General features: G+C 43.3%; 24 protein-coding genes and 2 tRNA genes. 10 read left to right on the forward strand and 16 right to left on the reverse strand.

Translation table 11 applies throughout. The annotated features are described in order from the left end of the window. Nucleotides 1-80 precede the first annotated feature (80 nt). The 4 genes from K0O23_RS18125 to K0O23_RS18140 all read left to right on the forward strand — a co-directional run bounded on the left by K0O23_RS18125 (nt 81) and on the right by K0O23_RS18140 (nt 2,841). On the forward strand, nt 81-374 hold the full coding sequence (locus K0O23_RS18125) for a GIY-YIG nuclease family protein (RefSeq protein WP_219878871.1): 294 nt from the start codon (nt 81-83) through the stop codon (nt 372-374). A gap of 215 nt (nt 375-589) precedes the next feature. Then, nucleotides 590-1,606 (forward strand): cation diffusion facilitator family transporter, encoded by a 1,017-nt coding sequence (locus K0O23_RS18130; protein WP_219878872.1) that lies wholly within the window; start codon nt 590-592, stop codon nt 1,604-1,606. Between the two features lie 86 nt (nt 1,607-1,692). Continuing rightward, nucleotides 1,693-2,364 (forward strand): peptide-methionine (S)-S-oxide reductase MsrA, encoded by a 672-nt coding sequence (gene msrA / locus K0O23_RS18135; RefSeq protein ID WP_219878873.1) that lies wholly within the window; start codon nt 1,693-1,695, stop codon nt 2,362-2,364. A 75-nt stretch (nt 2,365-2,439) separates the two neighbouring features. Further along, nucleotides 2,440-2,841, forward strand: a complete 402-nt coding sequence (locus K0O23_RS18140; RefSeq protein WP_219878874.1) for a phage holin family protein — start codon at nt 2,440-2,442, stop codon at nt 2,839-2,841. Nucleotides 2,842-3,478: 637 nt separating this feature from the next. Here the strand turns inward: K0O23_RS18140 and K0O23_RS18145 are convergent. From K0O23_RS18145 to K0O23_RS18160, 4 genes are all read right to left on the reverse strand, one after another. Beyond that, entirely contained in the window at nt 3,479-4,612 is a 1,134-nt protein-coding gene (locus K0O23_RS18145) for a tetratricopeptide repeat protein (RefSeq protein ID WP_219878875.1), read from the reverse strand. A gap of 73 nt (nt 4,613-4,685) precedes the next feature. After that, complete coding sequence (gyrA, locus tag K0O23_RS18150; RefSeq protein WP_219878876.1) at nt 4,686-7,226, reverse strand: DNA gyrase subunit A; 2,541 nt, start codon at nt 7,224-7,226, stop codon at nt 4,686-4,688. Between the two features lie 82 nt (nt 7,227-7,308). After that, nucleotides 7,309-7,548, reverse strand: coding sequence for a hypothetical protein (locus tag K0O23_RS18155; protein ID WP_219878877.1), 240 nt, complete (start codon nt 7,546-7,548; stop codon nt 7,309-7,311). A 124-nt stretch (nt 7,549-7,672) separates the two neighbouring features. Continuing rightward, nucleotides 7,673-8,440, reverse strand: a complete 768-nt coding sequence (locus tag K0O23_RS18160) for an SDR family oxidoreductase (protein WP_219878878.1) — start codon at nt 8,438-8,440, stop codon at nt 7,673-7,675. Between the two features lie 263 nt (nt 8,441-8,703). Between K0O23_RS18160 and K0O23_RS18165 the strand changes: the two genes are divergently transcribed. Beyond that, nucleotides 8,704-9,396: a hypothetical protein gene (locus K0O23_RS18165; RefSeq protein WP_219878879.1), complete on the forward strand. Its 693-nt coding sequence runs from the start codon at nt 8,704-8,706 to the stop codon at nt 9,394-9,396. A 75-nt stretch (nt 9,397-9,471) separates the two neighbouring features. On the opposite strand, the gene K0O23_RS18170 is transcribed toward K0O23_RS18165, so the two are convergent. The 6 genes from K0O23_RS18170 to K0O23_RS18195 all read right to left on the reverse strand — a co-directional run bounded on the left by K0O23_RS18170 (nt 9,472) and on the right by K0O23_RS18195 (nt 15,077). Next, on the reverse strand, nt 9,472-10,491 hold the full coding sequence (locus K0O23_RS18170) for a metal-dependent hydrolase (RefSeq protein WP_219878880.1): 1,020 nt from the start codon (nt 10,489-10,491) through the stop codon (nt 9,472-9,474). Nucleotides 10,492-10,674: 183 nt separating this feature from the next. Continuing rightward, nucleotides 10,675-11,844 (reverse strand): hypothetical protein, encoded by a 1,170-nt coding sequence (locus tag K0O23_RS18175; protein ID WP_219878881.1) that lies wholly within the window; start codon nt 11,842-11,844, stop codon nt 10,675-10,677. A gap of 136 nt (nt 11,845-11,980) precedes the next feature. After that, nucleotides 11,981-12,053, reverse strand: a tRNA-Thr gene (locus tag K0O23_RS18180). A 60-nt stretch (nt 12,054-12,113) separates the two neighbouring features. Continuing rightward, nucleotides 12,114-12,186, reverse strand: a tRNA-Thr gene (locus K0O23_RS18185). A 127-nt stretch (nt 12,187-12,313) separates the two neighbouring features. Next, on the reverse strand, nt 12,314-14,473 hold the full coding sequence (locus K0O23_RS18190; protein ID WP_219878882.1) for a DUF349 domain-containing protein: 2,160 nt from the start codon (nt 14,471-14,473) through the stop codon (nt 12,314-12,316). 34 nt (nt 14,474-14,507) lie between these two features. After that, nucleotides 14,508-15,077 carry a YqgE/AlgH family protein gene (locus tag K0O23_RS18195; RefSeq protein WP_219878883.1) on the reverse strand — a complete coding sequence of 190 codons (570 nt, stop codon included), beginning with the start codon at nt 15,075-15,077 and terminating at the stop codon, nt 14,508-14,510. Nucleotides 15,078-15,326: 249 nt separating this feature from the next. Between K0O23_RS18195 and pdxH the strand changes: the two genes are divergently transcribed. From pdxH to K0O23_RS18215, 4 genes are all read left to right on the forward strand, one after another. Then, the gene (gene pdxH, locus K0O23_RS18200; RefSeq protein WP_219878884.1) at nt 15,327-15,977 is read left to right on the forward strand and encodes a pyridoxamine 5'-phosphate oxidase; all 651 of its coding nucleotides are present in this window, start codon (nt 15,327-15,329) and stop codon (nt 15,975-15,977) included. 42 nt (nt 15,978-16,019) lie between these two features. Next, complete coding sequence (locus tag K0O23_RS18205) at nt 16,020-17,318, forward strand: DUF1015 domain-containing protein (RefSeq protein WP_219878885.1); 1,299 nt, start codon at nt 16,020-16,022, stop codon at nt 17,316-17,318. After that, nucleotides 17,284-17,868 carry a Maf family nucleotide pyrophosphatase gene (locus tag K0O23_RS18210; RefSeq protein ID WP_219878886.1) on the forward strand — a complete coding sequence of 195 codons (585 nt, stop codon included), beginning with the start codon at nt 17,284-17,286 and terminating at the stop codon, nt 17,866-17,868. The genes K0O23_RS18205 and K0O23_RS18210 overlap by 35 nt, the downstream gene beginning before the upstream one ends. Nucleotides 17,869-17,982: 114 nt before the next feature. After that, complete coding sequence (locus tag K0O23_RS18215) at nt 17,983-19,167, forward strand: class I SAM-dependent rRNA methyltransferase (protein ID WP_219878887.1); 1,185 nt, start codon at nt 17,983-17,985, stop codon at nt 19,165-19,167. Between the two features lie 220 nt (nt 19,168-19,387). Here K0O23_RS18215 and K0O23_RS18220 read toward each other — a convergent pair whose 3' ends face one another. The 3 genes from K0O23_RS18220 to K0O23_RS18230 are packed head-to-tail and all read right to left on the reverse strand — an operon-like array spanning nt 19,388 to nt 22,262. Then, the gene (locus K0O23_RS18220) at nt 19,388-20,782 is read right to left on the reverse strand and encodes a methyltransferase RsmF C-terminal domain-like protein (protein WP_219878888.1); all 1,395 of its coding nucleotides are present in this window, start codon (nt 20,780-20,782) and stop codon (nt 19,388-19,390) included. A 46-nt stretch (nt 20,783-20,828) separates the two neighbouring features. Continuing rightward, on the reverse strand, nt 20,829-21,224 hold the full coding sequence (locus K0O23_RS18225; protein ID WP_246597199.1) for a (deoxy)nucleoside triphosphate pyrophosphohydrolase: 396 nt from the start codon (nt 21,222-21,224) through the stop codon (nt 20,829-20,831). Between the two features lie 30 nt (nt 21,225-21,254). Next, entirely contained in the window at nt 21,255-22,262 is a 1,008-nt protein-coding gene (locus K0O23_RS18230; RefSeq protein WP_246597200.1) for an acyltransferase family protein, read from the reverse strand. 158 nt (nt 22,263-22,420) lie between these two features. Between K0O23_RS18230 and K0O23_RS18235 the strand changes: the two genes are divergently transcribed. After that, nucleotides 22,421-22,927, forward strand: a complete 507-nt coding sequence (locus tag K0O23_RS18235) for a hypothetical protein (protein WP_219878889.1) — start codon at nt 22,421-22,423, stop codon at nt 22,925-22,927. A gap of 64 nt (nt 22,928-22,991) precedes the next feature. Here the strand turns inward: K0O23_RS18235 and K0O23_RS18240 are convergent, their stop codons facing one another. The 3 genes from K0O23_RS18240 to K0O23_RS18250 are packed head-to-tail and all read right to left on the reverse strand — an operon-like array spanning nt 22,992 to nt 26,846. Continuing rightward, on the reverse strand, nt 22,992-23,981 hold the full coding sequence (locus tag K0O23_RS18240) for an NAD(P)H-dependent glycerol-3-phosphate dehydrogenase (protein ID WP_219878890.1): 990 nt from the start codon (nt 23,979-23,981) through the stop codon (nt 22,992-22,994). A 16-nt stretch (nt 23,982-23,997) separates the two neighbouring features. Next, nucleotides 23,998-25,380 (reverse strand): efflux RND transporter periplasmic adaptor subunit, encoded by a 1,383-nt coding sequence (locus tag K0O23_RS18245; protein ID WP_219878891.1) that lies wholly within the window; start codon nt 25,378-25,380, stop codon nt 23,998-24,000. Between the two features lie 5 nt (nt 25,381-25,385). Next, entirely contained in the window at nt 25,386-26,846 is a 1,461-nt protein-coding gene (locus K0O23_RS18250) for a TolC family protein (protein ID WP_219878892.1), read from the reverse strand. Nucleotides 26,847-26,852: the final 6 nt, after the last annotated feature.

The following is a 26,852-nucleotide window of genomic DNA, read 5'->3' on the forward strand; positions in this document are numbered from 1 at the left end:
TGTCATTTTTAGCGTTAACCTTACAAGTAGCCAAACAGTATACTAATCATACTATCTTTAATTTGAAGGAGACCTTAACCATGCATAAGAAACACCCTCATTACTTTGTGTACATTTTTGGCGAGCAGCCCGGGTCTGATGTACAAATCGGCATAGCCGATAACCTACAGCAACATGTGGCTCAGAAAAGACAACACGAAAACGTTTTACAGAATATGGGCAACATGCACAAATTGGTTTACTACGAACACTACGATGTAGAAGAGGTTGCCCTGAACAGAGAACGCCAGATAAAGAGTGGCGACCAGAATAGCACTTATAACCTTATTGCTTCTATGAACCCGAACTGGTTAGATCTAAGCGATACGCTATAAGGTTAATTTTAATAAAAGTGAGGCGGTGTAGCAAAGCATCGCCTTTTTTTGTTGTCTTACAAGACTCCTACAGGTTTATACCTATGGTTTGTCTTCCTTATTCATCCTTGTTACTTGTTTTGACTATCTTCCTGTTTATAAAAGACAGTAAGATTTTTCCAGGTTTTGAATTTAGTCTCAGCTTTAACAGTTGCTGACGCGTTATATATCCCTATATGCAAGCCAGGTTGGTAAACAATAAAAATAACAACTATAGCGAAAATATAAGACTCCAGGTCCTTGTGGTGCTGGTGGGCGTATTGCTGCTCATAGCCAAATTTGTGGCCTATTTTCTTACCAACTCGAATGCCATACTTACAGACGCTCTTGAATCTATCATAAATGTGGTAGCGGGGGCATTTTCTTTGTATAGCCTTATCCTTACTTCTCAGCCAAAGGATTTGAATCACCCCTATGGTCATGGTAAAATAGAGTTTGTAGCCGCTACCCTTGAAGGTTCTCTTATTGTAGTGGCCGGCGGTGCTATAATAGTCAAATCCGTTTACAACCTGTTTAACCCTCATGTACTGAGTCAGCTTGATATAGGAATTATACTTACAGCCGGTGCCGGTGTTATAAATTATGTGGTAGGGGCCATGACCGAGAGACGCGGCAACAGAAACAGGTCGCTGGTACTGGTAGCAGGAGGGAAGCACCTTAAAACAGATGCCTATTCTACAGCGGGTATACTTATTGGCTTACTACTGATCTACCTTACTGGCTTAGTATGGCTGGACAGTGTGGTAGCTATCATTTTCGGAATCATGATCGGATTTACTGGCTACAGGATCTTACGCTCTGCCATTGCCGGTATTATGGATGAAGCTGACTATGAACTATTGCAGCGTATTGTGCAGGTGTTAAACGACAATAGACACGAAAACTGGATAGATATTCATAACCTGCGCGTAATTAAATATGGATCAACGCTGCACATCGACTGTCATTTAACTGTGCCATGGTACCTGAATGTGTTAGAGGCCCATGATGAAGTAGAAGCAGTTGGTAGACTAATAAGAGATAAGGTTGATCGTGGCATCGAGCTGTTTATTCACACCGACCCATGCATAGCACCATCGTGCCTAATTTGCTCAAAAGATAATTGCCAGGTGCGGCAGCATGCATTCGAAGAAAAAGTAGTCTGGGACTTTGATAAGGTGATCTCTGATAGAAAGCACACGCTGGACTATTAAAATGTAAGCTGAATAGACAAGGGGCAATACCTCTAAAAATCCGAGGACTACCTGTATTCGTATACTTTATCATACTTTAAGAAACCATGGCTATACTTTTTTATACTTTATTACCGCTTATACTTTTACTTAACTCCTGTACTTCACCATCTGCGGATCAGGCTGTTACGGGAGCAACTGAATCTGATAGTATAACACCGGCAGATACGACAGGATTGGCTAAGGCAACTTTTGCAGGAGGTTGTTTCTGGTGCACTGAAGCTTACTTTGAACGCCTGAAAGGAGTGGAGGCTGTAGTTTCGGGGTATGCTGGAGGCACATTACCCAATCCAACTTATGTAGCAGTAAGTGCTGGCAGAACGGATTATGCAGAGGCAGTACAAGTATATTATCATCCTGATAGTATAAGTTTTGAAACACTGGTAGAAGTATTTTTTGCAACGCACGATCCAACTACTTTAAACAGGCAGGGGCCGGATGTAGGGGAGCAGTACAGGTCTGTTGCATTTTACCGAACGCCTCAGGAGAAAGAAATCATCGGGGATCATATCCAACAACTTACTACTTCCGGAAAGTATAAAAACAAGATTGTAACCTATGTGCAGCTGCTAGAGAAGTTTTGGGTTGCAGAAGAGTACCATCAGGATTATTACCGTCGCAATCCTTCAGACCCGTATGTGGTATCAGTGGCCAAACCAAAAGTGCAGAAATTTGAGGCGATTTATAAAGACAGACTAAAAGCCGAATACATGAAATAATCACTCAATTCAACCAAAAATCAGCATTCCAACGTAGTATGAAGTCTAAAAGTACAACCACAAAACTATAGAACTATGGACTTCATAATTAACCTGTTAGTGACCGCAACAGTCATACTTATACTTTCATATGCCATGTCGAGTGTGCATGTTAAAAGTTTTACGACTGCACTTTGGGTAGCTTTCCTGATTGCTATCGTTAATGCCACACTTGGCTGGATATTAAGAGGCATATTCAATCTCGTTTCATTTTTCCTGCTGGAAGCTATCGTAAGTTTAATTGTTACCGCACTAATGATTAAGTTGGTAGATAAACTGGTTAAGAACTTTAAAGTTGATGGCTTTTTACCAGCCTTGATAATTGCACTTGTAACTGCCTTGGCAATTGCCGCTGTTGGCTGGCTTACCGGACGTAACGACGATTATGCATTTATACTAGATCCAATCCATAACCTGACGGCACAATACCTGGCATAAATCTCGATAAACAAGAAAGCCTCTGTATTAACGGAGGCTTTTTCATTTATACAATTATAGATAACTGCAACAGCTAATAGCAATGCTAAGTATGAGTTTCTGCTGTACTTAACATAAAGTATATTATGAGTGACACTTTAATAGATGTATTACATCGTATATTATAAGTCTTATAATTTATATTATGTTAAGTAGTATAAGTATATAGCTGTAATGTCTTATAAATGTGTCGCATCTTCTTATACCTACTTATCACAGCCCTGTCTACTTTACCTTTGTTGCTCTGCCTCTATTTATACTTTGAAGCTTGTTAGTGTTTTCTTTTATTGTCTGGCGCCTTTTATGTTTGCTTTGAGATTTTAAATACACAGCCTACAAAATATTAGACTGTTCCTTGGGTTAAATTATAATATTTAATCCACCTTATTATAAGTGTGTTAAGTGAATTTTTTCATGGTCTATTTTTCAAGATCAATTTTGGACCTGCTGCACTTCTTCTGTTGATCCTGATGTTTTCTTACTCTTGTTTTGGTAGCAAAGAAAGTATAAAAAAATATTTATACTTAACATAATAGGATTGTGGCATAAAAAAAGGAGGAACATTTCTGATCCTCCTTTTTAAGTAAAGTATTTTAAATTACTGATTCAAGTGCTTAGAATACTTATCAGCTTGTGCCTTATTGCCTAAGCGCGTATGTACTTTAACCAGTGTAGAAATTGTACCTTGGTCGTTTGGCTGTACCTCAAGTGCCTTCTCAAAGTATGGCAAAGAAGCTTCGTAATGCTTTTTAGCCTGAGCTTCTAGTGCTTTACCTCTTTTCTGGTAAGTTGCATAGTCCATTTTAGCAGCCTTGTTGTTAATGTCGCTACCTTTATTGTACTCCAGTACGCCTAAGTTATAGTAAGCATCAAAGTTGTTCGGGTCTATTTCAATGGCTTTCTTGTAGCTGGCAGTGGCACCTTCCAGGTTGTTCTTACGCTCCTGTAGGTTACCTAATACAGCATGTAAGCTAGCATTTTTCGGATCTGCTTTAATAGCATTTTCCAACTTAGTCATTGCCTCATCAGCACGATCGTTTTTCAGGTAATACTTAAGCTCTTCCTGCATCAGAAACACACTGTTCGGGTGCTCTTTAAGTGCAGCAGAAAGCGTGCTCATTACTGCTTCGTCGCTAGCTTCTGTAGCTTGCTGTAACTGTACTTTGTTTTTATAAACATCTTCAGTTTTATGGCCGATCTGAATCAGGTTATCATAAAAAGAGATTGCCTGCGGGTAATCCTGCTTAGCTGTGGCAGCATAGGCAGCATAAAGTACAGCTGTAGTATCTGTAGGTTCTATTTCAGAAGCTAATTTATACTTCTGGATGGCTTGGTCCCACTCCTGATTGTTATGGAACTCTACTGCCTGGTTTAACACTTGACCATAAAGCATTTGCTTACGCTCTGGTACCAGTTTTCCGAATTCACCGCTCTTGCCGTCTATAGCTAATGTTTTGTCAAAAGACTCCAATACTATATCTAGTGTCTGGTCGTTCGCCATTTTGCCATAGATCGGGTTGCCGATCATATCCTGGTATATAACGCCACGATAAAACCATGTTTTAGCTTTATCCTGCGTCTTTTTGTGGGTTATTGCCTTGTCGATATCAGCTTGTGCTTTGTCTAATACACCATTCTTATGGTTTAGTATAGCACTATTCACAGCTGAGTTCTGCGCGCTTGCAACTGTAACGGTTGCTGCGGCAAAGGCAGTTAAAAGTATTCTTTTCATACTAGTTTGTGAAAATGGTTTGTTTGTCTGTTTAACGAATATTAAATGAAATAAAATTCCCTTTAAGTACAGTTTACTCTTCTTCGGTTGTTTCCGGGTCAATCATCGTATCAGGTTGCAAAGAGTCTTCCGGAGTAATTCCAGACTGTTCAAGCACAATCTCTTCCTCATCCTCCATCTCAATTTTAGCCACCGAAGATATCTGATCACCTTCGTTTATCTTTATCAGGCGCACACCCTGCGTAGCACGGCCAATTACCCTGATATCAGATACACGCAACCTAATAGTAATACCGGAACGGTTAATGATCATCAGATCATCTGTATCCACCACTCCTTTTATAGCTACCAGGTTACCGGTTTTGTCAGTAACGTTCATGGTTTTAACACCTTTACCGCCTCGGTTCGTGATGCGGTACTCGTCTAGTATAGAGCGTTTACCAAAACCGTTTTCAGAAACAACCAATAGTTCTGTGTTTTCATTCTGTACACAAACCATACCAACTACTTTGTCGTTTGGTCCGCCAAGCGTTACAGCGCGTACACCGGCTGCATTTCTGCCCATTGGTCTTACCTGTGTCTCGTTAAAGCGAATAGCTCTGCCAGACTGTAACGCAATAATGATCTCGCTGTTGCCATTGGTCATCTGTACATCCAGCAATCTGTCGCCTTCATTAATGGTAATCGCGTTGATACCATTCGTTCTCGGGCGGGAATAAGCCTCCAGTACAGTTTTCTTTATAGTTCCATTCTCTGTAATGAATACCAGGTTGTGGTTCAGTACGAAATCCTGGTTCTTAAGGTCATGCACGTTTAATACTGCACGTACTTTATCCTCTTTCTCAATCTGGATAATGTTCTGTATTGCGCGGCCTTTGGTGGTCTTCCCTCCTTCCGGAATCTCGTATACTTTTAACCAGAACACTTTACCATACTCTGTAAAGAACAGCATGTGGTGATGCGTGCTGGCAATAAACAAGTGCTCTGTAAAGTCGCTTTCCTTAGATGCGGCCACGCCTCTTGACCCAACACCGCCACGGCTCTGGCTGCGGTATTCGCTTAGCGATGTGCGTTTGATATAGCCTTCGTGAGAAATGGTGATTACCATGTTCTCTTCCGGTATCATGTCTTCGTAAGAAATATCGCCTGTGCTGGCCTCTATGCTCGTACGACGCGCGTCGCCATAGCGGTCTTTTATCTCGGTGAGTTCATCTTTAATGATCTGCATCCTTCTTTCTTCGTTAGACAGGATGTCGTTCAGATCATCGATCAGTTTCATCAACTCATCATACTCCTGCTGTATCTTGTCACGCTCAAGGCCGGTAAGGCGATGTAAACGCATGTCAAGTATGGCACGGGCCTGAATCTCAGTTAACTGGAAACGCTCGATCAAACCATTACGGGCAACCTCAGGGTCACGGGACGAACGGATCAGGCTGATTACTTCGTCCAGGTTATCTAATGCGATAAGCAATCCTTCCAGGATGTGGGCACGCTTCTGTGCCTCTTCCAGTTCGTACTGCGTTCTGCGGACAACTACCTCATGGCGATGATCTACAAAGTGATGGATCATGTCCTTCAGGTTCAGCGTCATTGGGCGGCCTTTTACAAGCGCCACGTTGTTAACACCAAACGAAGACTGTAATGCTGTATACTTGTACAGGTTGTTCAATACCACATTTGGTATCGCGTCACGCTTCAGGTCGTACACAATGCGCAAACCATCGCGGTCCGACTCATCGCGCAAGTCAGAGATACCTTCTATTTTTTTCTCGTTGATCAACGCAGCCGTTTTCTCTATTAGAGAGGCCTTGTTAACCATGTATGGAATCTCTGTTACAATGATCTGCTCTTTACCGGTAGCGGTTGTCTCAAAAATGGCACGGCCACGCATTAAAACGCGGCCACGGCCTGTTTCAAAAGCAGATTTTACGCCATCATATCCGTAAATGATACCACCTGTCGGAAAGTCTGGCGCAGTTATGTAATGCATTAGTTCCGCAATGGTGATCTCGCGGTTGTCTATATATGCTACGATGCCATTTACAACCTCTGTAAGGTTGTGCGGCGCCATGTTGGTGGCCATACCTACCGCGATACCAGATGTACCGTTTACCAAAAGATTTGGCAGCTTGGCAGGCATTACGCTCGGCTCTTTTAAAGAGTCGTCGAAGTTAGGTACAAAATCAACAGTGTTCTTGTCCAGGTCATTCAGCAGCTCGTCGGCAACACGCTTGAGGCGTGCCTCAGTATAACGCATGGCAGCCGGTGAGTCACCGTCTATAGAGCCGTAGTTACCCTGTCCGTCTACCAGCGGGTAACGCAGCGACCACTCCTGGGCCATACGCACCATTGTTTCGTAAACAGAGGAGTCACCGTGCGGGTGGTATTTACCCAGCACCTCTCCTACTATCCTGGCAGATTTCTTATAAGCTTTGTTGTACGATACCCCCAGTTCGGACATTCCGTACAGTACACGGCGGTGCACTGGTTTAAGTCCATCCCGAACATCGGGTAAGGCTCTGGAAATGATAACAGACATTGAGTAGTCGATATACGCACCGCGCATCTCATCTTCAATGTTGATCGGTATTATTCGTTCGCCTTCGTTCATGTCTAAGGTCTAAAATAATTTAATTATGTCGTTGTTTTAGATAGGGCAAGTTAAGCAAAAAAGCCGTTAAGGCCTATATAGCTTAATTCTTATTTTTGCTTTTGTTCGTTCTGGAAGGTGCTTTTTCCTTTGATGCCTTCGGGAGTTTCTCTCCTACTTTAGGGTTTTGCTTTTTCCAGAGAGGTTGCCCCCTGAATTCTTCCTCCCCGTGCGCATGCACCATGCGCACATGGCAGGTGTATATCGGGCAGGTTTTGCAAGAGGTTAAAAGCGAGAAAATAAGAGCAATGCCAAGAAAAAGAAACAGTCTGGTTGTTGCCATGTATAAAGGGTTTAAAAGCGCCGCCAAATGGCAACTGCTGTTATATCCGTATCATACAAAAGTAAGCATTTTAGCTTAAATAAACCAGCTTTTTGGGTTATAGTTTCTCTCTGTCAGAAGCTGCTTAAGGCTGAAACCCGTTAACTGTAAATCCTCCGTCTACGGCAAGAGTTTGGCCGGTAATATAAGCCGCAGCTGGCATACACAGAAATGCTACTGCAGCCGATACGTCTTCCGGTTTTCCAATCTGCTGCATGGGCGTTCTGCCGATCACAGCGTCTGCGTAGTCTTTGTTCTTTAGCACGGTTTGGGCAAGTGGTGTGCTTATATACCAGGGAGCGACTGCATTTACCCGTATGCCATCCAGAGCCCATTCAGCTGCCAGGTTTTTTGTAAGCTGCGTAAGTGCTGCTTTGGTCATGCCATATATGCTGCCGGTGCGCACGTGGGTTAGTCCCGCCACAGAGGTTACATGTATGATATTACCCTGTCCGCATTTTTTAAGCTCGGGGTAAAGCAGTCTGTTTAGGTCAAAAGCGGATCTCAGGTTGGTGTTCATCACAAAGTCATACTCCTCGGAAGTATAGTCTGCTGTGGGCTTGCGTATGTTTGTTCCCACGTTGTTTACTAGTATGTCCAGATCCGTCCAGAGCTCCTGTACAGCTTCCAGCACTTTGCTACGGCCTTCTGTGGTGCTTACGTCGGCGATCAGCGTACTTAGTCTTTCAGGGTGCTGCTGGTGCAGCTTATCAAGGTCTTCGGGTTTACGCGCCACAGCCAGCACTTCAGCGCCCAATGCTATGAACTCTGCCACTATGGCTTCTCCTATGCCTTTAGATCCTCCAGTAACTACAGCTTTTTTGCCTGTAAGCAACCATCTGTTTTGTGCCATTTATATCGCTTTTATGATAATCTATAATTAGTAAAGTTATTATATATCGGATCATGAACAAATTTTGTTGATCCCACATAGCAGTGGCTAAGTATAAAGTTTAAATTAGATGTTACAACTTAATTATATATTATAATTTTTTATTTGCTACTATCGCATATTCAGTCTTAAGAATCTAAGTTTATAATCAGTTTTACCCAATATAAGTGTGACGCATTCTACCATTACTAAACAACCTTAAATTTTAACTACAGCCCTTATTAATGAAAAGACTACTTTTTTTAATTCCTTGTGCATTTGCCTCGCAGGTTTTATTTGCACAACAAGCATCTCTCCATGATATCAACGGAAAGGCTGTACAAGCTTTTGATAGCCGGTACACTGGTATTAAGGGAACTCCATACTTTCTGCCTGGCTGGAGCAAAGCAAATTTAGTAATTAGCTCTAAAACCATTTTTGAGAACCTGGATGTTAAGTATAATGTGATTGACAATAATCTTTTATACCGTACAGATAAAGGTGAAGAGAAGGTTATAAGTGCAAACCAGGTTAATAGCTTTGTTTTAAAGGACTCTACAAGCGCGCAAAGGTTTGTCTTTAAAAAGCTGGAAAATGTTACAGGAATAGACCCCAAGTTTGCTCCCCAGTTTTGTGTAATGCTCCACGAGGGTAATTCGTCGCAGTTGGTCTTAATGCCTGTGAAGAGATTTATTAAAGCAGATTTTACCGGTGCTTACAGCGCCGAGAGAACATCCGATGAGATCGTTAACGAGTATGTATACTACTTTATAAATAAAAATAAAAAAGCAGAAAAAGTAAAACTAAATAAGAAAAGCCTTTTGAGTGTTGTAAATGATAAACAGAATGAGGTGAAAGCTTATATAGACAAACAGAAATTAGACACCTCTACCGAAAAAGGCTGGTTAAAAGCCTTGAGTTATTACGAGACACTTTAATAAGCTAAACTAAACAGGCGCTTTGTTAGCGCCTGTTTAGTTTAGCTAGTAAGAAGAGCTGTTCACTTAATTGACCTATTTGTTGCCTTTGATCCTGTTCCAATACGCAGTCAGGTAATTACTGTCTATTTTAGGCCTGTTATTTATTTCTTTAAACTGAAGCTGCCCTGGACCATCCTGCCATACATGGTACACAAAAACATACCCTCCGCCGTCTTCTCGCCAGCCATCAAACTTGCCAAACCGGAGATCATTAATATAGATGCCTTTGTCCGGGGCTTCTTCTACAGTATAATACCCTTTTGTAAGCTCCAGCAAGCGCGTTAGTTTAGGGTGTCCCAGGTAAGGTTTAATCAGCTCCTGCTGCTGTGGTTCATACTCTAATTCAATATTACTGCTTTCATCTGCTAACGAATAAAACCCATTGTAAAAACCCTCGTCGGTTTTTGCGGTAACAGACCAGAAAACAGTATTCAGGGGGGTTGGCTTGCTGATGTAGGAGTCATACTTTATATTTTGTTCCGAGAAGTTTTGCTCGAATACAGTATTTGCTTTCCCTTTAAAAACAAAGGATAATAGCAAGTATGAAGTACTGATGGCTAAACCGGTGTAATTTAAAACTCGACGTTTTGAGGATAGCCTGTTGTAAAAAGCAGCAGCTACAGTAAAGCCAAGAAATGGTAACGTATAAAGCGGGTCTATTACAAAGATGTTGTAAAAAGCAACCCCATAGTTGCTGAATGGCCAGAACAACTGAGTACCCCAGGTAGTACACGCATCCAGCAAGATATGTGTTACAAACCCAAAAAAGAATAGGTATGTCCAGCGCCAGGTGCCTGCATCATACTTTTTATACAGCCTTTGCAGCAGCCAGCCAAGTACAGGCGACATCACAATCGCAAACAAAAAAGAGTGAGTGATTGATCTATGGAAGCTTAATTGCTGCACCATATCCAGCAAAGGGTTGGCTAGCACATCTAAGTCGGGTATAGTGCCAGCTATAGCACCCCACATCATAGCTTTATTGCCTAGCTTTTTACCTGCAATAACCTCTCCTACTGAAGCTCCTAAAACTATTTGTGTCAACGAATCCATACTTGAAACTGTTAGTGTTGGTGCACCGGTATTGGTAGGTTTTTACTTAAACAATCCTTCAGCCAAAACTTATGTTTATTTTAATTTGAGTCTGCTGTGGTAACAAAGTAATACTTTAAAAGGCTTTGCTATTTGATTAATAATAACACAGTTTGGCCCAGACTGAATCACTAGTGAACTATTTTAACGTATGATTTTGGCTCGGGTAAACTCTTTGTTTCTATCAAAAAGGTAACGGAAAGTAGCGTGCGTTTTATAGATGTGGCCTCCGACATGCTCTATCAGGTGCATCATTTTAGGATTAAAGTCTCCTATCCAATTCATCTGCAGGTCCACGTAAGGCATACTCCGGTTCCCCTGTATGAATTTGCCAGCTTCTACGATCATGGCCGCTTCAACACCCCTGCTTTGATGCTCTGGTGTAATACCGAATACGATACCATACATCGTTTTGCAGGCGCCTCTCCACTTATGAAAGATAAACTTTAACTTACCCCACAGGTCCATTTCGCCGTTGCCTACGTACCGGAATAGTTTATTTAACTCCGGAATGGCGATGAAGAAACCAACCGGGTCTTCGTTGTAATAGGCAAACCATATAATGCGCTCGTCAATTATTGGTTTGAGGGTATTCATAACCCCGGCTGCCTGAGCTTCGCTCATTTCTTTTACACCTTCGTGCTTTGCCCAGCCTTTGTTGTAAACGGTCCTGAAATCTTCGGTATACTTTTTCAAATCTTTTTTATCCATATGCCGGAAAGAATAGGCCGGATTGGATACTATACGCTCTGCCTTCTCCCTATATTTTTCTGGGATTGGGTCTTCTACTTTACGATAATAGGTAAACTGATTAAAGTATAAGCCAAAGCCATAGTTTTCGAACAGTTGCTGGTAGTACGGGAAATTATAGTGCATGCCATAATTCGGGGGATAGAAGCCGTCTATCAGCAGTCCCCACCACTTATCGCGGTCGCCAAAATTGATAGGGCCGTCCATAGCTTCCATACCACGCTCCTGAAGCCAGTTTTTGCAGGCATTGAAAAGTATATTAGCAGCTTCCTGGTTGTTGATACAGTCAAAAAAACCCATACCACCTGTTGGCTGCTCAAATGTTTTAGCTGTTTTCTTGTTTATAAAAGCTGCTACACGCCCAATGGATTTGCCGTTTCCGTCCTTTAGTATCCAGCGAACAGCCTCGCTGTCGCGCAGCAGTTTGTTTTTCTTTGGATCAAAAACATTGTTGATGTCTTTGTTAAGTGGCCGAATGTAGTTGGGGTCTTTTTTATACATTCTTACCTGCACCATCAAAAACTCCTGGGCGAGTTCGGGTGTGTTTACCTCTATCAGTTGCATAGTTCTGTCTTGTATCGAAGCGCTAAATAAAGCATTCTGCCAGATAAAACATAATCAGGTGAAGTATGCGTTAGTGGAGTCAGAATGGCGTAAAACGAAAAAAGCCTCCAGATTACTGAAGGCTTTGCTCTTAATGAGCCCCCTGCCGGGATCGAACCAGCGACCTACTGATTACAAGTCAGTTGCTCTACCAGCTGAGCTAAGGAGGCTTGTACTTTATGTTTGACTTAAAAAGCAGCAGAAGTACAAACAGTTGCTTTTTGTAAGTGAGCCCCCAGTCGGAATCGAACCAACGACCTACTGATTACAAGTCAGTTGCTCTACCAGCTGAGCTATGGAGGCTTACTATCTGGTGTGCTTTAGTGTTTTAAAGCGTTGCAAAAGTATAGCGAAGTTTTATATGATGCAACTACTCGCCTAAAATTTTTGCAACGCTTTTTATAAGATTTTGAAAGTCAGGTCTAAAAACTTAACTGCGATAAGCATCTAACTGGTGCTGCAGCATACTAATTCGTTTTTGAGCATCTGCAATGCGTCCTTCGTACTCTACGCGCAGCTTATCGGCATTTTTAGAACGAGCAAAAAACTCGATGTTGGTGCGCAGGGTCTGAATGTCGTTCTGGAGCTGCGATATCTCACGGCGAATTGTGTTTTCGCGCTGGTGTAGTTTCTGGCCCGCATCCGGACTGTGCTTCATCCGGTCTACCTGTAGTTTTACCAGCTTGTCTGTGCGTTCTTCCAGTGATAGTTCAGGTACACGCTCCAGGTATTTCTCCATCAGGGCAATATATTTATCTTCCGCTTTCGGGCTGGAATGTTTTGTAGTGCTGTCCATATCTGCCCATTGCTGCTTAAATTGCTCAAATTCCTCCAGAGAGCCTGTTGCAGTAGGCTGTGCCAGTTTGCTTGCAATTCTTTCGCATAACTCCAGTTTTTCAGCAGACAGTTTTTCCTGCTCAGCCGATTTCTGCTGTTCGTTTGTCTGTTTTCTGTCAAAGAACTCATTACAAGCGGTTCTGAAGCGCTGCCATATCTTATCTGAGTGTTTATCCGGAACACGGCCAATGGTTTTCCATTTTTTCTGTAGCTGTATCAGCTTTTCTTTCGTGCTGTTCCAGTCAGTGCTTTCCTTCAGGCTTTCAGCTTCCTCGCATAATTCTGTCTTCAAGCGCAGGTTTTGCATTTTCTGCTCATCCAATCCTTTAAAGAACTGGTTCTTATGCTGAAAAAACGCTTTGTAGTTGCCCCAGAAGTTTTTATTTACTTCTTCGGCATGCTCTTTAGGCACCAGACCTGCCGCGTCCCACTCCTCTTTTAGCTTCTGGATCTCATCTGTCTTATCGCGCCACTCGTTTATGCGGTCGGTGTTAAATCCTTGAAAAGCTTGTAAACGCTCTAAGATCTTGCGCTTTTTATCCAGGTTAGCCATTTCTATCTCACGGCGGTTTTCCTGGTAATTGCGACGCTTTTCGTGCACTTTTTCTGATGCCTGTATAAACCTGTCCCAAATCGGATCGCGCTGATCGTTGGGTACCGGGCCTATACTTTTCCATTCTTCGTGCAGGTGGCGTAGCTCTTGCAGGGCTTTGTTTATAGACTCTTCAGAAGATAATGCTTCTGCGCGATCGATCAACTGTAGTTTAGCATCCAGGTTACGCTTTCGGTCCAGTTCTTTCAGCTCAAAAAAGATGCTTCGGTTATTATAAAAGATGTCCAGCAATGCATGGTATGAGTCCCAGAGTTCCTGCGCGCTTCCGGCTGGTACCTGGCCCAGGCTCTTCCACTCGTTCTGTATTTTTTTTACTTCGTCGGTGCTGTTCTTTGTTTCAGCAGACTCTACCAAAGCACGTAACTGTGTAAGCAACTCGCGCTTTCTTTCGAGGTTGCGCTGGCGTTGCTCCTCCATGTTCTGACGTTGCTTGTAACGGGAGTCTCTGTATGAGGTAAATAATGCCTCCATGTTCTGATGCTCAGGCGAAGTATGGTAGTCGAAGTCGTCTTCGGTGCCTCCCTCCTGCTTAAATTTATCCAGGGCTTCCGCACGCTCTGCCTGAAATTTAGCATCGTACTGCTTATGTAGCTCAATAATAGTTCTGTGGCGCTTGTTTGCATCAGCACTCTTGAGTATTAAGGTTAAATGCTGACGCAACTCATCCAGCGACATCTGGCTATAATCTGTATGGTCCTCGAACTCTTCCTCGTCGTCGTGGTGTTCTTCAGGCTGCGTTGTGGTAGCTTCTGTTTTTTCAGTTGTCTCTACCTGAGGCGCTGCTGATGCTTGTTCTTCTGTAGACTCTTCCGAGGCTGTTGCTGGAGCCTCGGTTGGCGTTGCTTCATCCACTATATCTTTGTTTGCCTCTGCAAAGGCTTCCGTTATACTTTCAGATGACTCAGACTCCTGTGTTGATTTAAGGTCCGGCTGAATCTCAGGCTGTTCTTCCTTGGGCACTTCCGGATTCTCTTCTGGTTGCTGTGCAGCCTGTTTACCGGCATTTATTTCTGCCAGGCGCTGTTCTACAATGTTCATTTGAGACTCCTGATCACCATTTTTCGGGGTACCTTCATTTTGAATCTCAGGCTTGTTGGCCTCAGCACCGGTAGAGTCAGCATTTCTGTTTTCTGTTGTCATGGCTACTTCTGTATAAGTATAACGTTAGAGCGTACTAATTTAAGCGTGGGTCCATGGGGTAATTGGAAAGCACTTTATACTTGCCTCCCATTTGCCTCAAAACACTTCGCCACAGCTTATCTGCCTCCAAATTAAATAATTTATTCGCAGCATTGTTATTAACTATCCAAACATTTTTATCTATTTCTTCCTGTAACTGGCCTGGGGTCCATCCTGAATACCCTAAAAAAAACTTTATATCAGATGTTGATACAATACCAGACCCAATCATGGTACGCAGCATTTCAAAGTCTCCGCCCCAATAAAGGTTCTCCCCTAGTTTAATCGCTTGGGGCAACTCTGAAAGCTTGTGGATATAATGCAGGGTATTGTATTGTACCGGTCCGCCTATGCCTAGTTCAGCGTCAAAAGAGTCGTTGTATATTTCTATTACATCAGAAAGTTTTAGATCAGATTTACGGTTAAGCACCAGGCCAAATGTACCTTCTTGTTCGTTGTGACTACATAAAAGTATAACACTACGCTCAAAGTTTGGGTCACCCAGAAAAGGCTCTGAGATCAGCAGGCTTCCGTTTTGCGGCTTTGTTAAACCAGTTTCTTCCATTGGTTAATATCGTCCTTATATTTAAAGGTTTAGCAGCAGATAGTTCAAGTATTTTATACTTACCGGCTACTTTACAAGTAAGGTTTTATGTCTTCTTACGCAAAGAAAGTAATATTGTATCATTGCAAAGAAATATTTGCCCTTAACTGTACTAGGAATGCGATGGGTATAATTAACAAGTAATCCTAACCAGTAATTATTTACTTGTCGCAGATAATTTTTATACTTTTGATAAAATCTTCATAAACCATGGCACTTAATCATAACATTGCCGATATACGAACTAACTATTCAAAACAGGCTCTGAGCGAAGCTTCTGTGGCACCTAACCCGATAGTGCAGTTCCATACCTGGCTTGACGAAGCTATTAATGCGGAAGTTAATGAACCTACGGCGTTTGTGTTGTCTACGGTTAATGCAGCTGGGGAACCATCTGCACGCGTAGTTCTTTTGAAAGAGATTAATGACCAGGGTTTTACGTTTTTTACGAATTATAACAGCCGCAAAGGTCAGGAATTAAAACAGAACCCGTTCGCAAGTTTTACGTTTTTTTGGCCAGCACTGGAAAGACAGGTCCGGATAGAAGGCCGGGTGAGTCAGGTAACCGCCGAGGTGTCTGATGCATACTTCCGAAGTCGCCCTAAGGGAAGCCAGATCGGGGCATGGGCATCACCGCAAAGCAAGGTTGTCAGTAGCCGCGAAGAGTTGCAGCAGGCAGACCAAAAGTATACCGAACAGTTCGCAGATGCTGATACTATACCGAGACCGGATCACTGGGGAGGATACCTGCTGAAACCCACGCATGTAGAGTTCTGGCAAGGACGTCCGAACCGCCTGCATGACCGTGTCGTTTACGAATTTGTTAACAACAACTGGCAAATAAACCGGCTTGCACCATGATATTAACGGATCAAAAATCCCATTCTAACACAAAACAAACCTATGGCAGAGATTTTACCCTTTAAAGCCTGGCGCTATAACGAGTTACTTGATAACAATATCGAAGAACTGACATCTCCCCTTTTCGATGTGGTTTCTGCAAAACAGCGCGAGGCTCTCTACCGCAACAGCATCAATAGCATACATTTATCAGTTCCGCGCAGCGACTCTCCTGCCGATGATGCTGCCGTTCTGCTGCAAGACTGGAAAGACAAAGGAATATTAGTACAGGATCCGCTTCCGGGTATTTATGTATACTACCAGTATTTCCGCTTACCAGGTAGCGATAAAGAGTATTGCCGCAAGGGGTTTATCTGCAATATAAAGGCTTATGACTGGAGTGAACGGGTACTGCTACGCCACGAGAACACCATACCTACTGCTGTTAACGATCGTATTGAACTGCTCGAGAAAACGGAGCTGAACACCAGCCCCACCCATGGTCTTTACACCGACCCTGAATTTATACTGGAGCCATTTATGGACGAAAGTATAAAATCGCCACTGTACGAAACTGAGGATTACCAGGGAGTACGCGATGTACTGGCAGTGATCCATGACCATACTGTTATCGAACTGTTCCTGAGAACGCTGGAAGACCGGCAAATTTTACTTGCTGATGGACACCACCGTTATGAAGGTTCGCTGGAGTACCGCAAAAAAATGACCTCGCTAAACCCGGAGCATACCGGCTATGAGGCATACAATTACCATCTGATGTACCTCACCAACTCTGAGCACGACGACCTGCGCATATTACCAACACACAGGGTGTTGCAGCAGATAGATATGTCGGATGAGGAGTTTCTGCAAAAGCTGGAGGCATACTTTGTTATCACACCCAAGGAAGACCCTTACGAACTGAATGAGGTAATCATTGGTAAGCAATGGGCCTTTGGTTTATACTTAAGCGGCAATTCCTACAAACTAAGGCTAAGGCCTGAAGTGCACAGCCAGATTAGCTGGAAGTTTCCGGATGAGGTAAAAGACCTGGATCTTACTGTGATGCATTACTTTATTTTCGAGAGAGTGCTTAGGGTGCTCCGTGAGAAACAACGCGACATGGCAGGCCTGAGTTATGAACGCAACTTTACAGCCTGCATCAGAAAAGTAGATACCGGTGCTGCCCGTCTGGCGCTTATCACAAATGAGGTATCGATGGAGCAGGTGAAGCGCGTGTGCCATAGTGGTGCTATTATGCCTCAGAAGTCTACTTTCTTTTACCCAAAGGTTATCTGCGGTTTCTTGTTTGGATCAATTAAAGAAGATGAATTTATCACGGCCCCTGCTGCTTGCCTCTAACTCGCCGAGGCGCAAAGAACTGTTAACTGGCCTTGGGCTGGATTATAGCGTGCGCGTGAAAGAGGTGCATGAGGAGTTTCCGCAGCACTTAAAGCGTGCTGAAATAGCTGAGTATCTGGCTTCCCATAAAGCAGATGCTTACAAAAGTGACATAGAGAATGAAGTAGTTATTACCGCCGATACCATAGTTTGCCTGGGTAATAAAGTGCTGAATAAGCCGCAAAGTCACCACGAGGCTGCCGAAATGCTACGTGCCTTATCCGGTACCTGCCATGAAGTAATCACAGGTGTTTGTCTGCTTTCTAAGGAAGGCAAAACTGTTTTCCACGACATCACCAAAGTATACTTTAAAGAACTTACCCTGGCTGAGATTGACTTCTACATAAACCACTACAAGCCTTTCGACAAAGCTGGCGCTTACGGTATTCAGGAGTGGATTGGAATGATCGGGATTGAACGCATAGAAGGATCATACTTTAATGTGGTAGGCTTGCCGGTGCAGAAGCTTTATACTTACCTGGTGCAGTTGGGCTATTTGATTGTTGATTGATCCTACTGTAATAGCACACTCAAATTTTGAATTAACTACCTTTGCACACTGTTTATGCTTCCAGTATACTATTGGAGTATTAAAACAATCATCAATTAACAATCAGCAATCAAAATGTCTTTTATAAAGTTATACCTGGCTCCGGGCAAGGAGCATTCTCTTAAACGTTTCCACCCTTGGGTTTTCTCTGGCGCTATCCGCAAAATGGATGGTAACCCTGCAGAGGGCGATATTGTAGAAGTATACTCCAGCCAGCGTGAGTTCCTTGGTATGGGCCACTATGCACCGGGTTCTATTGCCGTACGTATTTTCTCTTTTGAGCAAGTAGAGCCGGATTATACTTTCTGGAAGGGCAAAGTACAACAGGCTTATGATTACCGTAAAAAACTCGGATTAGTAGATGATCCGCACACTGATGTGTACCGTTTAGTTTACGCTGAAGGTGATGGTGTGTCAGGCCTGATCGTGGACTTTTATAAGAACACAGCCGTTGTGCAAACACATACTGTGGGTATGTATAACGTACGCGATCACATCTCTAAAGCGCTTCAGGAAATTTATGGCGATAAACTAATTGCAGTGTATGATAAAAGTGCTGAATCCCTTCCGGCTAAAGCTGATATCAATCCTGTAAACGGATATTTGTTTGGCCAGTCTAACGGTGGCGTGGTGGTAACCGAGAACGAGAACGAATTCTTTATTGATTGGGAAAGCGGCCAGAAAACAGGCTTCTTTATAGACCAACGTGAGAACCGTGAGTTGCTTGGCCGTTATGTAAAAGATAAATCGGTACTGAATACTTTTTGCTACACGGGCGGTTTCTCGGTTTATGCCTTAAATGCAGGCGCCAAAGAAGTACACTCTGTTGATGTTTCTAAAAAAGCGATTGAGCTGACGATCAAGAATGGTGAACTAAGCCAGGCCCCTGAACGCCACGAAGCCTTTGCCATAGATACCTTTGATTTCATGAAAGGAAAGGACGACCGCTATGATGTAATCGTGCTGGACCCTCCTGCCTTTGCCAAAAGTAAAAACGTACGCCACAATGCCTTGATGGGCTATAAAAGGCTAAATGCCGAGGCAATGAAAAAGATAAAGCCAGGCGGTATACTTTTCACCTTCTCCTGTTCACAGGTAGTAGACAAGTACTTGTTTAATAACACGGTAATGGCTGCTGCTATAGACGCCGGCCGTACTATCAAGATCATGCATCACCTTTCGCAACCAGCAGACCACCCTATTTCTGTTTTCCACCCGGAAGGCGAATATCTTAAAGGCCTGGTGTTGTTTGTTGAGTAGTCTGAACCACAGATTAATGGGGATTTAGGTGATTCTGCTTGATTTTTTGATCTCAGGAATTGATTAAATTCATTGAAAAGAAAATGCCGGAGCTATACTTTGTAGCTCCGGCATTTCTGTTTTTGCGGCCAATGACTTTGAATTAAACATATTGTCTTGTAGTTAGCAAAACGCAACGTATTGCGTCTTTACTTTCCGATCAACGATTAACGAATAACCATCAACTAATAACCAAATTCACCTCCGGTAGATCGGCGGGTAATTCCATTCTGATGCGCCATTCTTTTGGATAGTAGTTGTTAACCCTGTTGCCTATCTGCTTAGCAAAGCCGAGTGGCACATTATTGTACTGTAGCAGTACCCAGTCGTTTCCGCTACTATCCAGGCTGATGTCTTCTTTGCGGAGATATTTAAGGGCCAGTTCCAGGTCCAGATCTATCGTAGTAAAGGCGTCTTTGTTCAGGTGCTGCGAAACTGCCAGGGTGTGCATGGGCTTCAGTTTCTTACCTTTTACCTCAGCTACTTCTGTGCCTGCATATATTACGTGCAGGTTCTGGTATACTTCATCGGCTGCTTCGAATAGATTAGCAGGTAAGGCAGAAACAACTTCACCATACTGCAGCCATTCATACTTCTCCGGATCCTTTAGCCAGTCTTGTACCAGTGCTTTCTCTTTTTTGCTGGCAGGCTGCAGTTTATACTTTTTCTTTTTGGATGATTTGTGCGATAAGCCCTCCTGCCCCTGCTTGCGCAGCACAGCCATAAAAAAGCCTTCGCCCTGTATGCGGTGCGGGTAAAAACGATAACCTGCTACGCCATTCAGTTCTGTGGCTACAATGCCCCAACTTTGGTTCAGTTCCAGTTTTATACTTTCAGCCTGCTCCTGCGCTGCCAGCCAGGCCATATTCTCCTCATTTTCCTGTTCGTTCCAGGTGCAGGTGCTGTAGATTAGCAAACCGCCGGGTTTAAGCGCCTCCCACACGTCCATAAGGATGCGCTGCTGCCTTTGTGCGCACAGTTTCACGTTCTCTTCGGACCATTCGTTAATTGCCTGAGGGTCTTTGCGGAACATGCCTTCGCCGCTGCAAGGGGCATCTACCACCATCACATCAAAAAATTCTGGCAGTCTCGAGAAATTGCTTGGGTCGCTGCTTGTAACCAGTACATTTCCGGTTCCCCATTTAGCCACATTCTCTGCCAGAATATTAGCACGGCTTTTGATCACCTCATTCGACACCAGCATACTTTCTTCCGATATAAGGCTGGCCAGGTGTGTTGATTTACCCCCGGGGGCGCCACAAAGGTCCAGTACATGCAATGGTTGCGACAGATCTACAGCTTGTTTCAGTGCCTGCTCCAGGAACATAGAGCTTGCTTCCTGCACGTAGTAGCATCCGGCATGCAAAAGAGGGTCTAACGTAAACTGTGGGCGTACAGGTAGGTAATAGGCATTTTCAGCCCAAGGCACCCTAGGCAGATCAGGGTTAGCTGTTGCCTTGTTACTGTTTACGCGGATACTAACTGAAGCAGGCTGTGCAAAGGCTGCCTCAAAGTTACTAAACTCATCTGCAAGCAAACGCTGCATGCGCTCTTTAAAACTGATCGGGAGTTCCATAGTGGCAAAGGTACGGCAATAAAAGTCCTGGTAAAAGTATAACCGCTCAGGCTTGCAGTTGCTGCAGGTAAGTATGTATAATGGGCACATCGGCAGGACACCAGACATAAGCCGTTAGTTCTACAGGCTTTACCCATTTATATGTGGCGTGTTCAAGCAGACGTATGGTACCGCTGTTATAAGTGCAGGTATATGGAATCAAGTCTATCGTTTTGTCCGGGTAAGTATAACGGGCCGGATCAAGCCTTTGCACAGGGCTAACATTTATACTTAGCTCTTCCTGAATCTCTCTTACCAAGCATGCCTTCTCCGTTTCTCCTGCTTCTAATTTCCCACCCGGAAACTCCCAAAGCAAAGGCTGCGACATGGAGGCGCTGCGCTGGGTGATCAGCACATAACCATCTTTTTCGATTATGCCGCAAAGAACTTTTATTTCTTTCAATTATTTTGGTTTCTACTTTATGAAGTATGATCAGGTAATGCTGAGATACTTTTTACTTAAAGGTGTTTCGAGCCTGTAAAATAAATAACCCAGCGTTACACATACAGCCAAGTTTAAAAGCAGGTTACTATGCTCTGTTGTCAGGCCAAAGTATAAAACCTGCACCAGGAAAATATGGTACGATGCCTGCCCTAACTGGGCTAGAGTCTTAAGTGTAAAATTATAGGATGAACCCGGCAAAAGATAAACAAACAACAAAATAAGCAGCGCTGCATACCCAAATGCCAACACATTCTGCATATCCCAAGTAGCATAAATAACTGGTATATGAAGTGGCCCATAAATTATTAAGTATAAGTATACTATACTTAAAATGCCTGGTGCAAGAAAGGCTGCTAGCACTGCCGGTTTAAAAGACTGCTTTATTGCTTTTGAAAGCCATAGGCCATAAGCCAGTGCCGAGAAATAACGTGGTAAGGCAGCACTGTAAACGTATTCTCCGCCCTCGCTTTCGAACAGGTTATAATGTTTACTCATGACCAGGAATAGCAGCTCAAGTGTGACCAGGACTAAAGTGGTAAGTACAGGTCTTTTAACAAAGCTGTAGCCTACCAGTGGCAGCACAAGAATAGACTGCAGCAAAAGCGTAATAAAGTAATTGCCTTTACCCGATACCGGCAGTACGCCAATTAAAGTATACTTTGAAAACTGCATTACATCCTGGCTAAACAGCTGTAACCAAAGTATGCCCAAAAGTACAGACATAATGAATATAAGCAGAAAGGGAAACAAAATACGGGTGGCTTTTTTTGTAAAATATGATCTGCTGTATATAGCATTGAAAGTTACATAACCAGGTTTTAGGCCTAAGCCAAGGTTTAGGCCCATTAACACCATAAATACTGGTACGGCCTGCCAGATGTGGTAAATGGCATACGTTTGAACAAGTTCGTGCTTGGTAGCAGAATGAAGCGAGATAACTGCAAGTATGGCTACACCTTTAAGTACGTCTATCTGCTGAAAGTGCATCTTTTTCATACTACTACTATGAATTTCTATGGGCTGGTAAATAATGATTATACAAGCTTATTTTTAACTCAGCAGAGTTTATTCTACAGCTTTGCTGGCAGTTAGTATTATTAAATATCCTTCTGCTTAGAAAATAAGTATAATTTATAGTACAAAACGCTGCTACTATGCCACTCAGTTTAAACTATAGATTTCTCTTAATTTCGAGTGTGGTATCTGCTGTAGCAACTGCTGTTATAAACCTGGCCATAGCCCAAACGTTATGGTACAATTATGAACTCATCCCGTTGTGGGGGCCGCAGAGTATAGCAAGTTACTTAACTTCTGCCAGTATGCTTTCCAGCTTCATGATAACGTTTCTGGTTACCAAAGCAACACGCAATTCGATACGCGCACAACATATATTTCCTTTGCACTGGCATCTAAAAAGTCAGACACTGATCGACCAGCTGCCTTCGCACACGGCGCATCGGGCTTTTGTTTTAGGAGTTATTGCAGCTTTGATGTCAGGGCTAACGATCTTTTTACTGGACTTTAAAAACTTTACCTCATTTTACCACTCTGAGTTTGCCGCTTTCAGTATTGTGTACTTTGTGCTACTCTCCTCTTCTATTGCTGTAATGTCGGCGTACAGAGCGATGGGCGATGATGTACTGAAACAGGTAAAACTCTAGTATCTGGTATAAAAACAAAGGCACACATATTTGCTGTGTGCCTTTGTTTTCAAGGTGTGAGAGCCTATTTAAACTTCTCTTTTAATATTTCAAACTCTACGGCCGGTGATATCCGCTCGTAAAGTATGTGGTATACCGCATTTGTAATTGGCATTGATACACCGAGCTTTTTATTCAGTTCAAATATACTTTGCACCGCATAATACCCTTCCGCCACCATGTTCATCTCTACCTGTGCCGACTTAACAGTATAACCACGACCTATCATATTACCAAACGTGCGATTACGGCTAAACTGAGAATAGGCAGTAACCAGCAGGTCTCCTAAATAAGCAGAGCCACTCAGGTCGCGGTGTATGGGCATCATGGCATCCAGGAAACGCTCAATCTCAAACATGGCGTTTGATACCAGTACAGCCTGAAAATTATCACCGTAATTAAGGCCACGGGCAATGCCGCAAGCCAAAGCAATAATGTTCTTCATGACGGCGCAGTACTCAATACCATCCAGGTCGTCGAGTGGGTTGGCTTTTACATAACGGTTGCGCAATAGTTCGCAGAAACGTTCTGCCTGTACCATATCATGTGATCCGATTGTCAGGTAAGACTGCTTTTCCAGCGCCACTTCCTCAGCATGGCATGGGCCGGCAACTACAAGCTGGTGTGAATTCGGCACATGATACACGCGCTCTACGTAATCAGAGATAAGGATATTCTCCTTTGGTATCATACCTTTGACCGCCGACACTACTACTTTTCCTTCCAGTGCATTTTCCGGTAGGTCTGAGAGAGCCTGCTGGACAAAAGCGGCGGGTACGGCAAGTATAACCCAATCAGCAACGGCCACCACAGACTGTATGTCTGAAGAGGGTTTTACATATGTAAGGTCGTATGTAACCCCGCTGAGATAACGTGGGTTGTGCTTAAAATTGATGAGATGCTGTACATCATTTTTGTTACGCATCCACCAGTGAATCTGCGATTTGTTCTCAGAGAGGATCTTTACAAGGGCTGATGCCCAGCTGCCTCCCCCTAAAACGGCTATTTTTTCCAAATCTGGTATTTCTGTGTTATTCTTTAGTTTCAGCTGCTATGGCTGATTTATCAAGCGAAGAAGCATCTTTTACAGCTACTTTTGCCCCGTCTTTTAATGTGTTAGATACTGCTCTGAACGGACCTGTTACTACTTCCTCACCAGCTTTTATTCCACTTATTATTTCAATGTTTTCAAAGTCGCTGATACCAGTTTTTACTTTAACAGTTTTTACAGTATTTGTTCCTTTGTCATACACAAAAACAACTTCTTCTACCTTTACAGGTGCTTTTTGTTTCGGCTCTTCGGTATTCTGTGGTTGTTCTACTTCCTCTTTCTCTTCAGAACCCATTTCTTTTTCGTTAGAGCGTGTTGTAACAGCCGACAAAGGTACAGATAAAACGCCTGATTTCCTCTCTGTGATGATATCAACAGAAGCCGTCATACCCGGACGGAAAGGGCGTGCGTTCTGCTGTGCCAAGTGGCTGTAAGACTCATTGAGTAAACGTATGCGAACTTCAAACTCTGTTACGGCTTCAAGCGATGCCGCATCCTTAGCTGTATTGGCAATGGAAGTAACAACGCCTTTAAACTTTTCGTCTTTGCTGGTATAAGAGTCAACCTCCACCACTACAGAGTCGCCGAGAGCCACCCGGATGATATCGTTCTCATTCACGTTTACACGCACCTCCATGTTGTTGAGGTTAGCAATGCGCATAATTTCTGTACCAGCCATCTGAGAGGTACCTACCACACGCTCACCGCGCTCTACATTTAGTTTAGAAACAATACCACTAACCGGTGCAAAAATGGTGGTCTTGTTCAGGTTTTCTCGGGCATCTTTTAGCGAGGCAACAGCATTCTGAATGTTGAATTCAGAGGCGCGGACGCTCTGCCGCAGCGACTCTACCTCCTGCCTTGCAGCTTCGTAAGAAGCTGATATCTGCTGCCACTCTGCCTGCGATATCACTTTCTGATCGAACAGTGCCTTATTTCGGTCATAGTTTTGCTTTGCTTGAGTTAAGTTAGCCTGTGCCTGTGCCAGGCGCGCTTTTGTCTGGGCCATGTTTGCTCTAGCCGAATTAACGCTTGCCTGCTGTGCATCCACAAAAGACTGGTAATTATCGGGGCGTATACGTAAAAGCAACTGGCCTTTTACTACCGAGTCTCCTTCTGCTACATTCAGCTCAATTATCTCTCCTGATACATCAGGGCTTATCTTAATTTCTGTTTCCGGCTGTATTTTACCAGAGGCACTAACTTTCTCTACTATCTCTGTTTTTTTTGCCTCTGCTATAACAACTTCTGTCCCTTCGTCTTTACCGATCCAGCCGGCCTTTTTTGCAACAAGAATACCAACTAGTAGTAAAACAAGTACTCCAACGAGTATCGGGATCAGTTTTGATTTTTTCTTAGCCATAATGTTTAGAAAGAAATGTCTTTACCTTGGTAAAAGTCTAATACTTTTTGTTTGAATGTGAACTCATACTTAGCCTGAAGCAGGTTAGATTGTGCAGCTCTGAAGTTATTGGCTATAATATTAAAGTCTACAGTATTGATTACACCGTTATTTAATCTCAGCTGAGCGTTTTTGTAGTTTTTTTCTGAAGCCTGCAGCTGTTCCTTTGCTGCTTTATAGCGTCTTTGGGCTGCTAATGCATCTAAATAGGCCTGTTCTATAGTTTGGCGCAGATTATTGCGTGCAAGATCAGCATTTATCTGGGCATCCTGTTGCTGTAATTTAGCTCTGCTTACATTGCTTCTTGCCTGCAGTCCGTTAAAGATTGGCACTTGCAGCGAAAACCCGAAGTTCTTTCCGACACCATCCTTTAATTGATCAATGTATTCGTAGGTTTCTCTTCTGAAGGTGGTGGTAGGTGTATAGATTATGAAAGGGTCAGTGCCTTCTGAATCTGAGAATCCTATGGTCGTTTGCCTTAATGAACCTTGCTCAGGAAAACGGAAATCACGGGCACTGGAATAAAATGTGTTTAACCCTCCGAACATGGACAAGCGCGGATAAAAACCTCCTCTGGCTAACTCTAATCCTTTCTGAGCACTTAATATGCGAAGATCTGCAGCTTGTATGGCTGGAAGCGTTTGAACAGCAACATCATACACCTGCTCACTGCTAACTACAACAGGATCCTGGTCTGGCTCGGGAATTTCAGGGACTTCTATTTGAAAATCCCTGGAAGCAGGCAGGTTCAGCAACTGCATCAGCGACAGCTTTGATAAATCGCGCTGATTCTCTGCATTGATCAGATCAAGGTCATCGGCAGCTAGCTGCGACTCCAGGTCAAGAACTGCATTCTCTGCCACGCTTCCAGCGTTAAATAGAATCCTGGTGCGGCCTAACTGCTGATTCGTCAGATCTCTTGTTTGAGTTGACAGTTTAACTAGTTCTTCAGCAAAAAGTATGTTCAGAAAAGAAGTTGTAAGCTGAATGGTGATGTCATTCTGTGCTGACAGATATTCCTGTTCTGCTACCTGTAAATCCAATTCATTTTGCTTGATAGCGTTCACACGTTGAAAGCCCATGAACAAGGGTAACGAAGCGCCTAACTGAAAACTGTTTGTCTGGCTACTCTCTGAACGCAGGTCCTGGGTAGTTGGATCGACGTAAGTACCAAAGTTAAAATTATAAGACGAACTACCATTTAAGGAAGGTAGCCTTTCAAACTTTGATTGATTTAAGTCTGTTTTAGAAAGTTCTCTGTTTAGATAGTTACGCCTGATCTGTAAATTGTTCGCTTTAGCATAAGCTATAGCTTCTTGCAAAGACCATGTGCCATCAGAAGGTGCCTGCTGTGCAAAGCTATCGGACAAACCAGCTGAACAGGCAAGCCCTAAAGCAAGCAGTAAAATCCTGGATGTTTTTTTCATAGTAAC

Source organism: Pontibacter aydingkolensis (assembly GCF_019443125.1).
GTDB classification, from domain to species: Bacteria; Bacteroidota; Bacteroidia; order Cytophagales; family Hymenobacteraceae; genus Pontibacter; species Pontibacter aydingkolensis.